Genomic DNA, 15,206 nt, shown 5'->3' on the forward strand with positions numbered 1-15,206 from the left:
GGATAGCGCTTCATATCGGTGCTATCTTCCCGGAGTTCCCGTCAAATGCCGTTCTTACGCGCTCTCGCCGCTCTGCTCGTACTCCTTCCCATCGCCAGCTTTGCTTCTGAATCTTACTTCCCTCTTCGGCCAGACGATCCGCATGCCGTTTATCTTGAACACGGTAATTTCGGCGTCAAAGGTGACGGCATCGCGGATGACTCCGATGCGATTCAACAGGCAATCAATCGCGTGCAGGAGACAACCTATCAAGGCATCGTCTTCATTCCTCAGGGCCGTTATCGCATCACAAAAACCATCTATGTATGGGAAGGTATCCGCCTCATCGGCTTCGGAGTACACCGCCCGGTTTTTGTGTTAGCTAAGAACACACCTGGCTTTCAAGAAGGCCCGAGCCACTATATGGTGCATTTCACTGATCGGCGTCAACCTGCAGGTGAACCAATTTGGGATGCGAGCGAATTCACCTTTTACAGCGGCATGAACAATATTGACTTCGAGATCGAAGATGGCAATCCCGCCGCCGTTGCCGTTCGATTTCATGTAGCGCAGCACAGCATGCTCACGCACATGGACTTTCACATTGGCTCCGCGAAAGCTGCGCTTGAAGATATAGGGAATCAAGCCAGCGACATACACATCTACGGCGGCAAATACGGAATTCTGACTAAGAAGACCTCTCCGGCCTGGCAGTTCCTGCTGATGGATTCAAGCTTCGAGGGACAAAGCGTAGCTTCTATTCACACGCAGGAAGCGGGCATGACTCTCATCCGCGATCAGTTCTCGCATGTGCCAGTCGGCATTGAAATTGACGATGGACAGGTGGAGCAGCTTTACGGGCGCGATCTGCGCATGCAGGATGTGCTCGGCGCAGCCATCGATCTTGGTGACGACAAAAATCTACGCTCTGAGGTCACGCTCGAACGCATCGAATGCAGCGCCGTGCCTAACTTCCTGCGTGGCGATGCGCATGGGAATGATGGCCTGAGCGTTGCTGCGCACACCTATGTGATGGATTCCTTCACAGCCGGACTCGATATTGCGGACGATGGTCGCGAAATCGGCATTGCCATGCACCACAAAGAACATGAAGTGGCTGAATTGCCCGCAATGACGGCAAGCGACATACCTGCACTTCCTCCTATGAGCGATTGGATCAATGTTCAAGCATTGGGAGTAAAAGGCGACGGAGGTACGGACGATACCGTCGCACTGCAAGCCGCTATCGATAAGCATCGGGTGCTGTATCTGCCAAGCGGCATGTACAGGCTCACTGGTTCTCTCCGTCTCAAATCAGACACTGTGTTGATCGGACTCAATCCCGTTACGACGCAGCTTGCGTTGCTTAATGACACTCCAGCTTTCTCCGGTGAGGGTGCACCCATTCCGCTCATCATTGCTCCGCGCGATGGGCACAATGCTGTAGTCAGCATTGGCCTGGCACGCGGCCTCGGCAATCCGCGCGCCGCGGGTATCGTTTGGCAAGCAAGTGCTGGCTCGATGCTTGATGATGTCAGTTTCTTCCCCGGACATACAGCCTATCGAGCCGCGCTCTCGCCGGCGCAGCCGGCGCCAACATCTCAAGCACGTGGCGCATGGAATCAGTACTTCGATACTGAGTATCCCGATCTATGGGTAAGGGATGGCGGAGGCGGTGTATTCCGTGGTCTGTGGACGCATGATTCGTTCTCAAAGGCTGGCTTGCTTGTCGAAGATACCTCAACACCGGGCAGCATTTATCAACTCTCATGCGAACATCACATTCATAATGAAGTTGAGTTCCACAACGTACGCAAATGGAACATCTACGCACTGCAAACAGAAGAAGAAAATCCAGCAGGCTCTGAAGCAACCGCGGCTGAAATTGATCACTCGCAACATCTGCTCTTTGTCAACACATACATGTACCGCGTCTCGCGCAATGTATTGCCGAAGAAAGACGCGGTCATCGTACGCGACTCTGACGACGTGCAGTTTGCCAACATGAAGGTCTTCAGCCAGACGCGGCTTGCCTTCGACAACAGCGTTCTCAATGCCAATACTGGCGCCCAAGTTCGCGCACACCACTTTACCTCGTTCGTGATACACGCTCTCAGCAAGCCGCCTGAACCATTACCGATTCCCGCAGCTATCTTTGCCCACGATGCCACCCTCGAAAAAGTTGCCACTGGATTCAGCAACGCCTCTGGCCTGACAGCGGATTCGGATGGGCATGTCTACTTCACCGATGCGGTCAGGCACGTCATCTATCGTTGGAACGATGCCACGCATAATGCAGATAAGATTGGCGAGATTCCAGGATCACCGATGGCTCTTGGGTTCGTGGCTCCGCATACGCTGTTGATCATGGCATATGAGAAAGCCGTCTACAGTCTCGATCTCAGCGTTCCAGACGCCAAGCCGCAACAGGTCACAGGCAACGCCACTGTTGCTCCCGGCTCTTCTCTGATGCTTCCGTCAGGACTGCACAACGAGCTATGGAATCTCGAATGGCTGCTTGAGCGCAAGGGATATACCTTTCGTCCGGGCAGTAATACGGCAATACTAAGCACCGTTCTCGACGAACCACGCAGCTACTACTATGCGCCTGGATCGAACACGGCCATGGTCGGAGGCGGCACATGGCGAGCCGATGCACAGGCGTCTCAATTCACTACATTTGCGCCCGGGTCAAAACACTGGATCACCAGCGAAGATGACGAACACACCTATGCCGACACACTGGAAAGCAGCATAAAACTGACCACGAAACTCTTTGCCGAACGTGGCGGCACATCTGTTGTCAGCGATACGGCGGGCAACGTCTATATCGCCAGTGGAGAGATTTTTATCTACGACGGCGCAGGGCAGCAGATCGGAATACTCGAGGTTTCAGAACGCCCCAGCAGCCTCGCTTTTGGCGGCCCTGACGGCAAAACACTATTCATCGGCGCGCGCGGTTCGCTCTACGCAATCCGAACAGCGACTCCTGGGAAATAGCGCCGTACAACATCGCTATGACGGGGATTTCTCTTCCGTTTGCGGAACACGTGGACGAATACCTTCGCCAATTGGCCCGCGATGATGCAGCCGTGCGTTCAGCCACTCAGTCATTTGCTTTTCCCAGTCAGGGACATTGGGCAGCTTATTCCAGCCACCAGTACCATGCTTGCCGCCGGGAATCACGATAATGTCACAACGAACATGCGCTTTGTGCAATGCTGTCTGCAGGTTTGTTGCTTCCGACATGGGGATGTACTCGTCCTGATCGCCAAGGATCTCAAGAAACGGAGGATCGTCCTTCGAAACATATGTTATCGGCGAAGCCTCTCGAATTGCTTCCTTTTGCCCCTTCTGCGCAATAAACGAATCCAGAAAACGATGTACATCTTCATTCAGCGGCACAAATTCAAAGCTGCTCTGTGCATATAAACTCACGACCGCCTGAGTTTTTGCGCTTATGCGGTCAACAGGATCTGGCGCCTTAGGATCGCCAGGAGCATTGAGCAACCCGACCATGTTGCTTAGATAGCCGCCTGCCGAGCCACCCACCAGGGCAATCTTGTTTGGGTCCGCGTTCCATTCCCTCGCGTGATAGCGAATGTAGCGCACAGCGCGCTGCACGTCATACACCATATAGGGATAGGGATACTTCGGCGCCAACCGATAGTTGACAGAGAAAACAGCATAACCGGCAGGAGCCAGAAAGTCGGCAACATAGGCTTCGCTGCCGTTCTTGCTTGTTCCGCCATGGTAGCCGCCGCCGTGAATAATAATCGCGATTGGGTGAACTCCTTCACCCTTTGCTGCGTAATAATCCATCGTAAGCGGCTGACCATCGGCAGTTCCGTAGAGAATGCTGTCCTGTGTGGGCGTTCGTGCTTCCTGTGCCCAAAGCGAAACTGTCGACGCGATGAGGCCGGCTAAAAGAGATGCGGCAGTTAAGCGGCGCTTGTCCATTTGCAGTGCAGATCCTGTCGAAGATATTCGCGACCTCAGCGAATCGCGAGCGAGTTCACTGCAATGGTAGATCACGCGGTCGACACTGGACATCATAGCCGCGGAGCTTAGAGAGACTCTATGGCCCGAGGTGATCGGGGCATCAACGAAGAAGAGATGAAGGAACGATCAATGAGTCGAATCAGACCAACGCTTCTTGTTCAGATAACGGCGGCGACAATCGCTACTCTTACTACTACGGCCGCGTTGATCAGCGTTGCGCAAACATCATTACGTCAGACGCCTGCGTTGATACCCGTTGCGGTTCATGACATGTCTCAGATGTCCGTTCACATGTTTATGACCTCACTACGACCGATGCAATCCGGCGATCGGGCAAAAGCCGACGCAGTAACTGTTGCCGCCAAGGAGGCTATGGAGCCATATCGGGATTACCATAAAGCCCTCAATGACGGATTTCGCATCTTTCTGCCAAACATTCCGCAGCCCATTTACCACTTCACTAAGCCCGAGTATGGCCGTGAAGCTCTCACGCATTTCGATCCGCATAAGCCGACTTCTCTTCTCTACAAAAAGACACCTGACGGTGGATACAAGCTCGTCGGCGTTATGTATACCGACAAGGTAACAGCAAATGAAGATGAGCTGAACGAACGCATTCCGCTGAGCATTGCGCGCTGGCATCAGCATGTGAATTTTTGTAAAGCGCCACCTAGGCAGTTTGCAGGATATTTCGGCCCCAATGCGAAATTTGGCCTTCTTGGTTCCATTCATACGCGCGAAGATTGTGATGCTGCTGGCGGAACGTTTCTGCCACATGTCCTCGGTTGGATGGTGCATGTATATCCATATGAGACAGATCCCAAGAAAGTCTGGTCAGTCAATGATGATGACAATCACGATTCTATGGACCACTCGGCTATGCCGGGAATGAAGATGAATTGAGTTGATCTGTCGACTGAGTCCTATTAAGTTTTTGTTTCGCATCATTCAAGCGTCAGTGTGGATTGACTGGAAGAGTAACAATCTCCGCAATCAGCTCGCCCTCTGCTGCAACCTGCAGCCATCCGAATGTAATCGGGAGTTGAAACCGCCGTGGCCCGCATGACCCGGGATTGAAGTACACCACACCCTTGTGCCGTCGAATCTCAGGTTTGTGCGAATGCCCAAAGAGCACCGCTGCAAAGCCGGCGGCCACTGGATCAAGATCCAGATCATGCACATCATGCAGCATGTAGAGATCTTGCCCGTTGATTGTTACAACTTCAGTCTCAGGCAGTCGCCCACATACGCCGTCAGTGTCCACATTGCCGCGAATCGCTGTTACAGGCGCAATCTCAGCGAGCCGCGTAAGGATCGCCGGATCACCGACATCGCCGAGATGCAGAATGTGTTCCGCACCGCCAAGCATCGGCAACAGCTCAGGCCGTAGCAACCCATGAGTGTCCGAAACCACCGCAATCTTCATCTATAGCCCCATCTGGATGCGAGTATGCGGGTCGAGATAATCGCGCAGCGCATCGCCTAGGAAGTTGAAGCTCAGAACTGCAAGCGCCATAGCGATGGCCGGAAAGATAACCAGATGCGGCGAATCAAATAGATGCGAGCGGGCATCATTCAGCATCGATCCCCAACTCGGCGTTGGAGCAGAGATGCCAAGTCCCAAAAATGAAAGCGTGGCCTCGGCAAGTATCACGCCGCCCATGCCGACCGCGGCCTGCACCAGCACAGGCTGCATCATGTTCGGCAGGATGTGGCGGAAGAAGATGCGCATCCCCGAGGCCCCAAGCGCTCGCGAAGCCTCAATAAATTCGCGCTCTTTCACCGCCATCACCTGTGCGCGCGCCAACCGCGCATAGCCGGCCCAGCCGCCAATCGCCAGCGCTAAAACAAGGTTTTGAAAACCTGGCCCGAGGAACGCAGCAAACGCAATCGCCAGCAGGATTCCGGGCAGCGCGAGAAATGTGTTCATCGCAAATATCGTCAGTAGATGATCGATCCAGCCGCCGCAATACCCTGCCAGCCCGCCGATTGCCAATCCCAATGCCAGCGAAACAGCCACAACCGAAACTGAAACAGCCAGCGAAAGCCGCGCTCCCCAAAGCAGCCGCGATAGCGTATCCCGCCCCAGTTCATCGGTTCCGCACCAGTGCGCGACCGAAGGCCCCTGAAGCCGATGCAGCAAATCAATCGCCGCAGGATTCGATGGCGCGATCCACGGAGCGAGCAACCCCGCCAGCACAAAGAGTGTCACCAGAAGAAACCCGATGACAGCCAGCGGCTGACGGCGCAGCCCACTGGCCCAGTGTTGAGTTGTGCCTGAATTGGGACTTACAGAAAGGGATGCCATGTGACATTGCAAGAATATCGCGACACGCCCAGCAAAATGGGTTTGAATGGTGCATGCGGTTCTTCAGAAGGTATTTGGCTTTCTGTGCCTGGACTTGCCTGGCAATGCCGCTGTTCACACAATCGGCAACGAGCGACCAGACGAAACCACCGCAGGCGTTGATTTCCGAGGCCAGATGGCTCTTCGCTCAGGCTAATGCATCTCGCGCCGCTGCCGGAGTTGGAACACTTGCCTGGGACGATGCGCTCGCGAATGCGGCACTCCAGCATTGCCTGCGCATGGCGGTTGAAGGACCGATCGAACATCGCTACACAGGCGAACCTGGCCTGACCGAGCGAGCCGGTTCCGCAGGTGCGCATTTCAGCTTAATCGAGGAGAACATTGCAGTAGGCTCGTATACCTCGACCATCCATCAAGGATGGTTAGATTCCCAGGAGCATCGTCTCAATCTACTGAGCCCCAGGATTGACCATGTCGGCATTGCCGTCGTAGCTAGCCAGGGTGTCCTCTTCGCCGATGCCGACTATGCTCGATCTGTGGCCGTCCTGACTCCGCCGCAGATCGAAGCCTCGTTCGCTACTTTAATTCGGACATTTGGCGCCTCCGTCAGTCACGATCCTTCAGACGCGCGCGCGGCGTGCTCACTTGATGACGGGCTTCCAGTCTCAATCGAACGAAGACCACGATACATCCTGCGCTGGCAGGGCCCTGAACTGAACCACTTGCCTCAGGAGTTATCCACCTTACTCTCATCGAAGAGATATAGTTCAGCCACCGTCGGAAACTGCGCTATCGATCGTTCACGAGAACGATTTACTGTATATCGCATGGCAGTTCTGCTGTATTAATACATCGAACGAATAGGTCTTCCGCCAGAATTCTTTGGCCAGGAGAAAGACACGCTCCGAATTGAGTGATTTAGACACTCGCCGCATCTAAGCTGTAGTTCGATCGAGAAAGGCATTGGAAACCATGACAGGGCAGATGTTCGGATCTCGCATTCGGCTCATCACTCAGAAGAAGAGCTTTGTTTCGACACCTTTGCTACTGGCGTTGGTGGTTATCGCGTGCATGGCTTTCCGATTTTCGTCGCAGGCTCAGGACGACCCGGCACACGCCATCATGGACCTGGCCAATCAGACACGCAGCGAGGCTGGCCTTCAACCGTTGCAATGGGATCAAGCTCTCGCAATGGCCGCACAGGCACATGCCGAGCGCATGGCTCGCGAAGGACAGCTTTCTCATCAATATCCGGAAGAGCCCAGCCTGCCAGAGCGCGCAGCCAGTGCCGGAGCGCACTTCAGCCTGATTGAGGAAAACATCGCCATGGCCGACTCACCTCATCGCGTCCATGATTCATGGATGCATTCGCCCGACCATCACGATAATTTGATGAATTCCCGTATCAATCGCATTGGCGTCGGTGCCGTCCGCGCACACGGCTACCTGTTTGTGGTCGCGGATTACTCTCAGGGTGTCGATGCCGAATCGTTTAACCAAGTGGAAACAAGTGTAGCTCATGTGCTGGCGGCTCAAGGCCTGCGCATCAAGGTCGACGGCACTCAGGACGCTCGTGCCTATTGCCAGAGTGATGAAGCCGCACAAGCTCGCCACATCTTTGCCCGCTTCCTCATGCGATGGCAGGGGCCCGATGTTACGCAATTACCCAAACCGCTTCAACAACGTATCGCCAGCGGAGTCTTTCATGAGGCAGCTGTCGGCGCCTGCGCACCGCAGGGCGACGGTGGCTCCAACCAACCGGTATTCAGTGGGAATCGGGTGGCTGTCCTGCTCTATTGAGAAACCCAGGCAGCTTCAATCGACCGGGAGTAGGGCAAAACTCGTGCGGCTTTGACGCAAATCCGCAGCCTTTGGTATCTTCATAAGAGGCAAAGCAAGAGCGGCACACATTCCTCAGTAGCTCAATGGCAGAGCATTCGGCTGTTAACCGAAGGGTTGTAGGTTCGAGTCCTACCTGAGGAGCCAATCCTCTTTAAAATCAATTATCTAGAGAAGACCTCAGTTCGATGTTTATCGAACGTCGCCGAACTTCCGCCAAATTGAAGATTTCTAGCTGACAGGATTAATGTCCATCATGTGCTCTGAACTCTTTTGCTTTGTGCATACGGAGTCGTAGACCAGATTAGTCGTCTTCACGAGAAACGGGCTTGTATCCGAAGGGTTGTAAGCGAGACGCAACGCTCACAATGCGCGCTGCTGCAAGAGCTCAATCTTCCGCTTAGTCACTGCAGCGCTCGGAGGCTACAAGTAGGCAATCACGAGGCAGGATCTCCGAGGCAGAAGCTGACTTATGAGAACTGAACCGTACTCAGGCCAGTTTTAGTCAACCCAGCGAGTTCGCCTTCTAAAATTCTCGCGTCGTGATTTCGAGTTGGAGACTATCTCTTCGTTAAAGTAAGACAGCCACCGCACCCTGACAAACCGTCCAACCTGCTCGGCTTAGTTGGCTGGGCGAGAGCCGGCGACAAGGATATCTACCAGTCGCCTCGCGCTCTGCTGCCAGTCGCCGCCGGCACCCACATAGGAAACGCCAATCACGGCCCGAAGTAGATCGGAAGCGTCAACATCTCTGCGCACTTCGCCGCTTTTTTTCGCGCGCTTCACCAACTCTTCGATTGCTCCCTGGACCAGGCTGCGAGAACCCTCATACAGCTTGGAAGGGCCTCCTGCGACGCTGTTAAGCGCCGGGGCAATGATGTGTTTTGCCGCGACGTAATCGACAAACAGCAACAACCAGGCACGCAGTGCCTCAACCGGGGATATCGTGGCGGCAAACCCGTGCGCTGCTGCGGCCAGTTTTTCCACCTCGCTGCGATAAACCGCTTCGATCAACGCATCCCGTGTAGGGAAATGGCGATACAGGGTACCGGCCCCGACCCCCGCCTGCTTGGCGATGTCATCCAGGCTGGTGGTCGCGCCGTAGCGCGTAAAAGCCCCCTTCGCCACCTCGAGAATTCGCTCACGGTTGCGAAGCGCATCTGTGCGCGGTTTTCGGGCAGGCTGTGAACTCTTTTTCTTCATCTCAAAACTTCTTGCAACCGGAGATAGTCTCCGGTTATCTATTCACCTGGAGACTGTCCCCGTTTTAAACGGGGCCTCGGCCGTTCGTCAATTGTGATGCTAAGGAGCTCAGGCAAATTCCCATGCGAGTGTTTGTAACAGGTTCTACAGGGTTCATCGGTTCCAGGATCGTCCCGGAACTTATCAGCGCAGGCCACCAGGTGCTCGGTCTTGCGCGCAGCGATGCGGGCGCACAGTCTCTTGTCGCCGCCGGGGCTCAGGTACAGCACGGCGATCTGGAAGATCTGGAAAGCCTGCGCAATGGAGCTGCCGCATCTGACGCCGTGATTCACACAGCTTTTCGGCACTTTCAGCATTTTCGAGACGATTGGACGAGATTCGCGGAGAACTGCGAAGTGGACAAACGCGCAATCGAAGTCATCGGCGCAGTGCTCCAGGGTTCCAGCCGTCGGTTCATCGTCACTTCTGGTGTTGGAGAGGCACAGGGCCGCGCAGCCACCGAAGATGATCCACCGATTCCGACTTCGGCCCGGTATCCTCGCGCGTCGGAGGCGACAGCTGCTGCGCTCCTCGAGCGCGGCGTGCATGCCTCCGTGATGCGCCTGCCGCAGGTCCACGACACGGTAAAACAGGGCCTCATTACCCCGCTGGTAGCGATAGCGCGTACGAAGGGCGTCTCAGCGTACGTTGGCGAGGGACTCAACCGCTGGCCCGCCGCCCATGTAACGGATGTCGCCCGTCTTTACCGGTTGGCCCTGGAAAAGGGTCAACCCGGAGCCCGGTATCACGCGGTCGCAGAAGATGGAGTGCCGTTGAAAGACATTGCCGCCGCCATCGGACACGGGCTGAGCGTGCCGGTCATTTCTATCTCACTGGAGCAGGCCCAGGAGCATTTTGGCTTCCTTGGATTCTTCGCGGGGTGGGACGCTCAGACTTCGAGCACGCAGACCCGCGCAACGCTCGGATGGAACCCCAGCGGTCCTGACCTCCTCACCGATCTCAGAAACATGCGTTATGCGCAGGACTGAATTCAGGCTGAAAGACACTGCGTACGAGCCAAACACAACTCAGCCAATTTGAGAGGAATCAATATGAAGAAAACATGGTTTATCACGGGCGCTTCGCGTGGGTTTGGCCGTATCTGGGCCGAGGCCGCCCTGAAGCGCGGGGACAAAGTTACGGCTACGGCGCGCAAGCTAGACGATGTCGCTGATCTGAAGGACCGCTTCGGAGACGCGGTTCTGCCAATGGCCCTCGACGTGACCAATCCGGAGCAGGTGCCTCAGGTCATTCAGCAGGCCCACGCGCACTTCGGCAGGTTGGATGTTCTCGTCAACAACGCCGGAACAAGCCTTTTCGCGGCCACAGAGGAGGCGAGCGACGAGCAGATCCGTAACCTGTTCGACGCGAACTACCTCGGAATGGTCCGGGTGCTGCGAGCGGCTCTGCCTCTGTTGCGGAGGCAAGGGAGCGGCCACATACTCGGAGTTTCGAGCGGTCTGGGGATCACGGCGCTGCCGCTCATCGGCTTCTACTGTGCCACAAAATGGGCAGTGGAAGCTCTGCACGAATCAGTTGCGCAGGAGGTGAGACCTTTCGGCATCAAGGTAACACTGGTTGAGCCTGGAGCTTACGCAACCGAATTCGGCAAATCTGCACAGATCGCAGATGCTCTGGAACCTTACGCTGAATTTCGGAAACAGTTTCTGACTCGCCTTGCCAACCTGGAACGTGGCGACCCGGAGGCAACTGCAGAGGCCCTCCTCAAACTTGTCGACACGAACGATCCGCCACTGCGACTCGGACTGGGCAACTCGATTTTGCCGAGAGCACGGGAGGCGTATCGAGAGCGCCTGGCAACGTGGCAAGCGTGGGAGGCTGTGTCGAATGCGGCCATGGGTGAACCAAAGAAATCCTCAACAGAGTGGATCGAGCAACTGGCACACGGAACTTCAGGTCAGGCATGATGCTGCGGATGAGTCGCTCATCGCAGCAGGCGAGACGAAGTTGACTAAGGCTCATCAGCAATGATCAGAGGCGACGCGAAAGCGAACACTGAACGTGTGGTAAACAACGGAGGAGACTGAATCGTGCGATCGTGCCGGTTTGCGTACTACCGATTGTCCTCTGGAGAGCCCTTCTACAATGAATTGCGGGTTCGCGCTCTCGGTTATGCCCATACGCCAGCCAGCCCGACCAAACCTAAGGCGCAATCAGGCCGAAGATCTCTCACTGCCCCGAAATGCGCGTCATGTCCTGATTGTGGCCGTTCCGCCTATGAGGACGCTCGACCTATTCGGTCCTGCAGAGGTGTTTGGTGACGCGAATTGGTTGCAAGGCGGAGATTCGGCATATAGAGTCAACATCATTTCGGCCTGCGCCGACCGCGTGGTTTCCAATCATCTCGGCACACCCGTGCATACGGATCGGACATTCCAGGAGCATCAAGGACCGATCGATACACTCCTCGTCGCGGGATGCATGGGTCCGCGCAAGCTGCACTATGAATCGGGATTTTTGGACTGGCTCAGATTGCAGAGCTCCCGTAGTCGACGGTTCGGTTCGATCTGTACTGGCGCGTTTGTCCTGGCAAAGGCCGGCCTTCTCGACGGACGGCGCGCAACCACTTATTGGAATTGGGCAATATCATCAGCGCGGCTGGAGTCACGGCAGAGTTGGATGCCGCTCTTGCTTTGGTAGCTCTTCTGCGCGGAGACACAGCTGAGCAGGAGATTCAGCTTGCCATTGAGTATGCGCCGAACCCCATCTTTACTTGCGGAACCCCGGAGAGCGCACCCACCGAGGTACTCGGGAGCTTTCACAAGAAGTACGAGCCGATCGGAACCGCAAGGGAGACGGAGGCAGTACGGTATGCCTCAGGCGGCACGCGCTCGTCTTCGCGTTGATCGGCGATTCCTGTCACTCTTACGAACACAGGCTGCTTCCGTCAGTCCATATTCTCGAGGCGCATTGCGCCCCAGAGCTTATCTTTCAACGCCGAGATGTCTAAGCGCGACCTCTGCCGTTCGCTTCAGTTCGGCCCTCGTTGATCCATTCGCGGCCTGAATGGCAAGACCGCTGAGAAGCGAAGAGAGATATCTCGTATAGTCATCGATGTTCTCGCCTTTGGGAAACTCTCCAGCTTTTCGCGCTCTGAGGAGACGATCTTTGATGGCTGACTCGTTTTGCAGGCGCATCTCTCGCATCAGGAGCTTTGCGGATTCGGTATCCGTGCCGCAGGAGATAGCGCCTGTGAGCGTGAAGCAACTCGAAGGATGCTCCTTAGAACCGAGAAACTCAACCGTGTTATCGAATGCCGCAAGAATGAAACCCTGGAAGGTAGGCTGCTCGAGCGCCTTCACCATGTATTGCGCCGGCACGTCTGCGTACCGTTTGGCCGCAAGCGCGAAGAGCTCCTGCTTGTCGCCGAAGGCAGCGTAGATGCTCGACGGGTGAATGCCCATGGCCTGAGACAGGTCCGCCATGGATGTTCCCTCGTAGCCGCGCTCCCAAAAAAGTCGCATCGCTACATCCAAAGCCGCCTCTTTGTCGAACTCAGCTGGCCTTCCGAGTTTCACCTGGATCTTCCTCGCACTTCTTTCATTTTAGATTCGGAAATCGTGAATCCGATGCACCCGGAGGCACATCTGTAACGACTGTTCGACAATATGTAACGATCGCTCGATAATGTGCACGACGAACAGATGACATGATACGAGCTCACAAAAAGGAGAACTTCATGGGTGCACTCGAAGGAAAGGTGGCAGTCGTCACCGGTGGCAACAGTGGAATTGGTTTCGCCACGGCGAAGCGATTCGTCGATGAAGGAGCGTACGTCTTCATTGCAGCGCGCCGGCAAGTAGAACTGGATCGGGCAGCGGCCGCAATCGGCAGGAACGTCACGACCGTAGTGGGAGATCTTTCGAAACTTGAAGATATCGATCGCATCGTCGCCGCAGTGAAAGCGGATAAAGGCGTTGTGGACATCATTGTCTCCAACGCAGGTTTCACTGAGCAGGCTTCACTCGACACCCTCACACCTGAGCATTTCGATAAGACTTTTAATCTTATGGCGCGCGCTCCGGTCTTTCTGGTGCAGAAGCTGTTGCCGCTGATGAGCCGTGGTGGATCGATCATCCTGGTCAGCTCCGCAATGCATGTCATGGGAATTCCGAACCATACGGCCTACGCTGCGACCAAAGCAGCAACCCGTTCCTACGCACGCACTTGGGCTGCCGAGTTCAAGGCCCGCGGCATTCGTGTCAACACGCTCAGCCCGGGCGTGACTGACACTCCGATTCTCGACTCCCAGTCGGAAATCAAGGGGCGGGACGAAGTGGTGAAGATGTATCTGAACATAATCCCCATCGGTCGTCTCGCACAGGCCGTGGAAATTGCGAATGCGGCCGTTTTTCTTGGATCTGAGCAGAGTTCTTATGTGACCGGCGCGGATCTGATGGCAGACGGTGGCGTCGGTCAGGTGTGAGGTTTGTCGCTCACGTGAGATCCGGTGAGCGGTAGGACGACAGAGTGTTCATCTTCGGGTTGCTGCCTTGCTTGGCGCCAGCCGAGAACGTACAGCAGCTTCACTGAATAACTAGCAAACGAGTGGGCTGCAGCCTAAAAAGCAGTCCAGTTGGTCACATTGACAAAGCTTCCCCGTAGCGAAAAAAGCGGACTCACTACGCGAGTCCGCAACCCGCCGAATCGGGGCCAGATGGAGTTCTATGAATCACCCAATACTGTTCACTCCGATGCAAATCGGCAACTTGAATTTAGCTAACCGGATCGTGATTGCCCCGATGGCACAGTACTCGTCCGAAGACGGGAAGATGAACGATTGGCACCTGATGCACCTCGGTCAGCTGGCAAGCTCGGGTGCAGGGTTGTTAACAATTGAAGGAACTGCGGTCAGCCCCGAGGGGCGTACCACCTATGCTGACGTCGGGCTCTATTCGGATGAATCCGAGGCCTCTATGGCTCGAGTGCTACTTGGCGTTCGGCGGTGGTCGGACATACCGATTGGGATCCAGATCAACCATGCCGGCAGAAAAGGGTCTCGGCAAAAAATGTGGGACGGCGGCACGCAGATTCCGCCCGGCCAGCCAAATGGTTGGAAAACTTATGCCCCGTCACCGATCGCTTTCGCTGCTTCGGATACATCACCAGTCGCCTTCGACCGCGATGGTCTGGCCGCAATTCGCAATGCCTTCGCGGCCGCAGCGCAACGCGCCTCACGGCTCGGGCTGGATTTCATTGAGATCCTTGGCGGGCACGGCTATCTGATTCATCAATTCCTCTCGCCTCTCTCGAACCGCAGAGACGACGAGTATGGAGGCTCATTGGAAAACCGAATGCGCTTCCCGCTCGAAGTTTTTGAAGCCGTGCGCGCCGCATTTGCGCCTGAACGCCCCGTTACGATGCGAGTATCCGGAACAGACTGGGTGGAAGGGGGATGGTCGATCGAAGAGACGGTCGCTCTTGTCGAAGCGCTTCAGGCCAGAGGCGCCGCTGCGATCAATGTTTCAAGCGGCGGTTCGAGTCCATCTGCGCAGATTCCGGTCGGACCCGGCTATCAGCTTCCCCTGGCGCGTGCAGTCAAGCAGGCGACGACGCTGCCGGTCATCGCTGTCGGCATGATCACCGATTTCGAGCAAGCCGAGTCAATCCTCAGGTCGGGAGATGCCGATCTTATCGCACTCGCTCGGGCCATGCTGTACGACCCTCGCTGGCCCTGGCACGCTGCCGCTCACTTTGGGACTCAAATCAGAGCGCCAAAGCAGTATCTTCGCTCCCAACCCAATGGCTTGCGAAGTTTGTTCCTTTGACTTCTGTCCTGCCGCTCAGATGGGCACCAGCCAAACGTACACCATAT

The 15,206-nt window shown here is 55.7% G+C and carries 15 protein-coding genes and 1 tRNA gene; 11 read left to right on the forward strand and 5 right to left on the reverse strand.

Annotated elements, in window-relative coordinates; genetic code table 11:
- Nucleotides 1-45: 45 nt before the first annotated feature.
- Entirely contained in the window at nucleotides 46-2,979 is a 2,934-nt protein-coding gene (locus OHL22_RS16210; protein ID WP_263339568.1) for a glycosyl hydrolase family 28-related protein, read from the forward strand.
- Between the two features lie 15 nt (nucleotides 2,980-2,994).
- Here OHL22_RS16210 and OHL22_RS16215 read toward each other — a convergent pair whose 3' ends face one another.
- Entirely contained in the window at nucleotides 2,995-3,939 is a 945-nt protein-coding gene (locus tag OHL22_RS16215; RefSeq protein WP_263339572.1) for an alpha/beta hydrolase, read from the reverse strand.
- Between the two features lie 171 nt (nucleotides 3,940-4,110).
- Between OHL22_RS16215 and OHL22_RS16220 the strand changes: the two genes are divergently transcribed.
- Entirely contained in the window at nucleotides 4,111-4,884 is a 774-nt protein-coding gene (locus tag OHL22_RS16220) for a hypothetical protein (protein ID WP_263339575.1), read from the forward strand.
- 52 nt (nucleotides 4,885-4,936) lie between these two features.
- Here OHL22_RS16220 and OHL22_RS16225 read toward each other — a convergent pair whose 3' ends face one another.
- Both OHL22_RS16225 and OHL22_RS16230 read right to left on the reverse strand, forming a co-directional pair.
- Nucleotides 4,937-5,407 (reverse strand): metallophosphoesterase family protein, encoded by a 471-nt coding sequence (locus OHL22_RS16225; protein ID WP_263339577.1) that lies wholly within the window; start codon nucleotides 5,405-5,407, stop codon nucleotides 4,937-4,939.
- A complete protein-coding gene (locus OHL22_RS16230; protein WP_263339580.1) occupies nucleotides 5,408-6,289 on the reverse strand; it encodes an ABC transporter permease in 882 nt (293 codons plus the stop codon). It lies immediately after the preceding gene.
- A gap of 104 nt (nucleotides 6,290-6,393) precedes the next feature.
- Here OHL22_RS16230 and OHL22_RS16235 point away from each other — a divergent pair, with 104 nt between their 5' ends.
- From OHL22_RS16235 to OHL22_RS16245, 3 genes are all read left to right on the forward strand, one after another.
- A complete protein-coding gene (locus OHL22_RS16235) occupies nucleotides 6,394-7,137 on the forward strand; it encodes a CAP domain-containing protein (RefSeq protein WP_263339582.1) in 744 nt (247 codons plus the stop codon).
- A 124-nt stretch (nucleotides 7,138-7,261) separates the two neighbouring features.
- Nucleotides 7,262-8,089 (forward strand): CAP domain-containing protein, encoded by an 828-nt coding sequence (locus OHL22_RS16240; protein WP_263340522.1) that lies wholly within the window; start codon nucleotides 7,262-7,264, stop codon nucleotides 8,087-8,089.
- 111 nt (nucleotides 8,090-8,200) lie between these two features.
- Nucleotides 8,201-8,275 (forward strand) — tRNA-Asn (locus tag OHL22_RS16245).
- Nucleotides 8,276-8,749: 474 nt separating this feature from the next.
- Here the strand turns inward: OHL22_RS16245 and OHL22_RS16250 are convergent.
- Nucleotides 8,750-9,331 (reverse strand): TetR/AcrR family transcriptional regulator, encoded by a 582-nt coding sequence (locus OHL22_RS16250; protein WP_263339584.1) that lies wholly within the window; start codon nucleotides 9,329-9,331, stop codon nucleotides 8,750-8,752.
- Between the two features lie 122 nt (nucleotides 9,332-9,453).
- Between OHL22_RS16250 and OHL22_RS16255 the strand changes: the two genes are divergently transcribed.
- The 4 genes from OHL22_RS16255 to OHL22_RS16265 all read left to right on the forward strand — a co-directional run bounded on the left by OHL22_RS16255 (nucleotide 9,454) and on the right by OHL22_RS16265 (nucleotide 12,237).
- On the forward strand, nucleotides 9,454-10,359 hold the full coding sequence (locus OHL22_RS16255; RefSeq protein ID WP_263339586.1) for an SDR family oxidoreductase: 906 nt from the start codon (nucleotides 9,454-9,456) through the stop codon (nucleotides 10,357-10,359).
- A 63-nt stretch (nucleotides 10,360-10,422) separates the two neighbouring features.
- On the forward strand, nucleotides 10,423-11,298 hold the full coding sequence (locus OHL22_RS16260) for an SDR family NAD(P)-dependent oxidoreductase (RefSeq protein WP_263339589.1): 876 nt from the start codon (nucleotides 10,423-10,425) through the stop codon (nucleotides 11,296-11,298).
- 310 nt (nucleotides 11,299-11,608) lie between these two features.
- Nucleotides 11,609-12,031, forward strand: a complete 423-nt coding sequence (locus OHL22_RS25095) for a DJ-1/PfpI family protein (RefSeq protein WP_377819600.1) — start codon at nucleotides 11,609-11,611, stop codon at nucleotides 12,029-12,031.
- On the forward strand, nucleotides 11,962-12,237 hold the full coding sequence (locus OHL22_RS16265) for a hypothetical protein (protein ID WP_263339590.1): 276 nt from the start codon (nucleotides 11,962-11,964) through the stop codon (nucleotides 12,235-12,237). Before OHL22_RS25095 ends, OHL22_RS16265 begins: the two co-directional genes overlap by 70 nt.
- 78 nt (nucleotides 12,238-12,315) lie before the next feature.
- On the opposite strand, the gene OHL22_RS16270 is transcribed toward OHL22_RS16265, so the two are convergent.
- A complete protein-coding gene (locus tag OHL22_RS16270; RefSeq protein ID WP_263339592.1) occupies nucleotides 12,316-12,855 on the reverse strand; it encodes a TetR/AcrR family transcriptional regulator in 540 nt (179 codons plus the stop codon).
- Between the two features lie 215 nt (nucleotides 12,856-13,070).
- Here OHL22_RS16270 and OHL22_RS16275 point away from each other — a divergent pair, with 215 nt between their 5' ends.
- Together OHL22_RS16275 and OHL22_RS16280 are read left to right on the forward strand one after the other, a co-directional pair.
- Entirely contained in the window at nucleotides 13,071-13,817 is a 747-nt protein-coding gene (locus tag OHL22_RS16275) for an SDR family NAD(P)-dependent oxidoreductase (protein ID WP_263339593.1), read from the forward strand.
- Between the two features lie 241 nt (nucleotides 13,818-14,058).
- Nucleotides 14,059-15,159 (forward strand): NADH:flavin oxidoreductase/NADH oxidase, encoded by a 1,101-nt coding sequence (locus OHL22_RS16280; RefSeq protein ID WP_263339596.1) that lies wholly within the window; start codon nucleotides 14,059-14,061, stop codon nucleotides 15,157-15,159.
- Nucleotides 15,160-15,206: the final 47 nt, after the last annotated feature.

It is taken from the genome of Acidicapsa dinghuensis (genome assembly GCF_025685685.1).
Lineage (GTDB): Bacteria > Acidobacteriota > Terriglobia > Terriglobales > Acidobacteriaceae > Acidicapsa > Acidicapsa dinghuensis.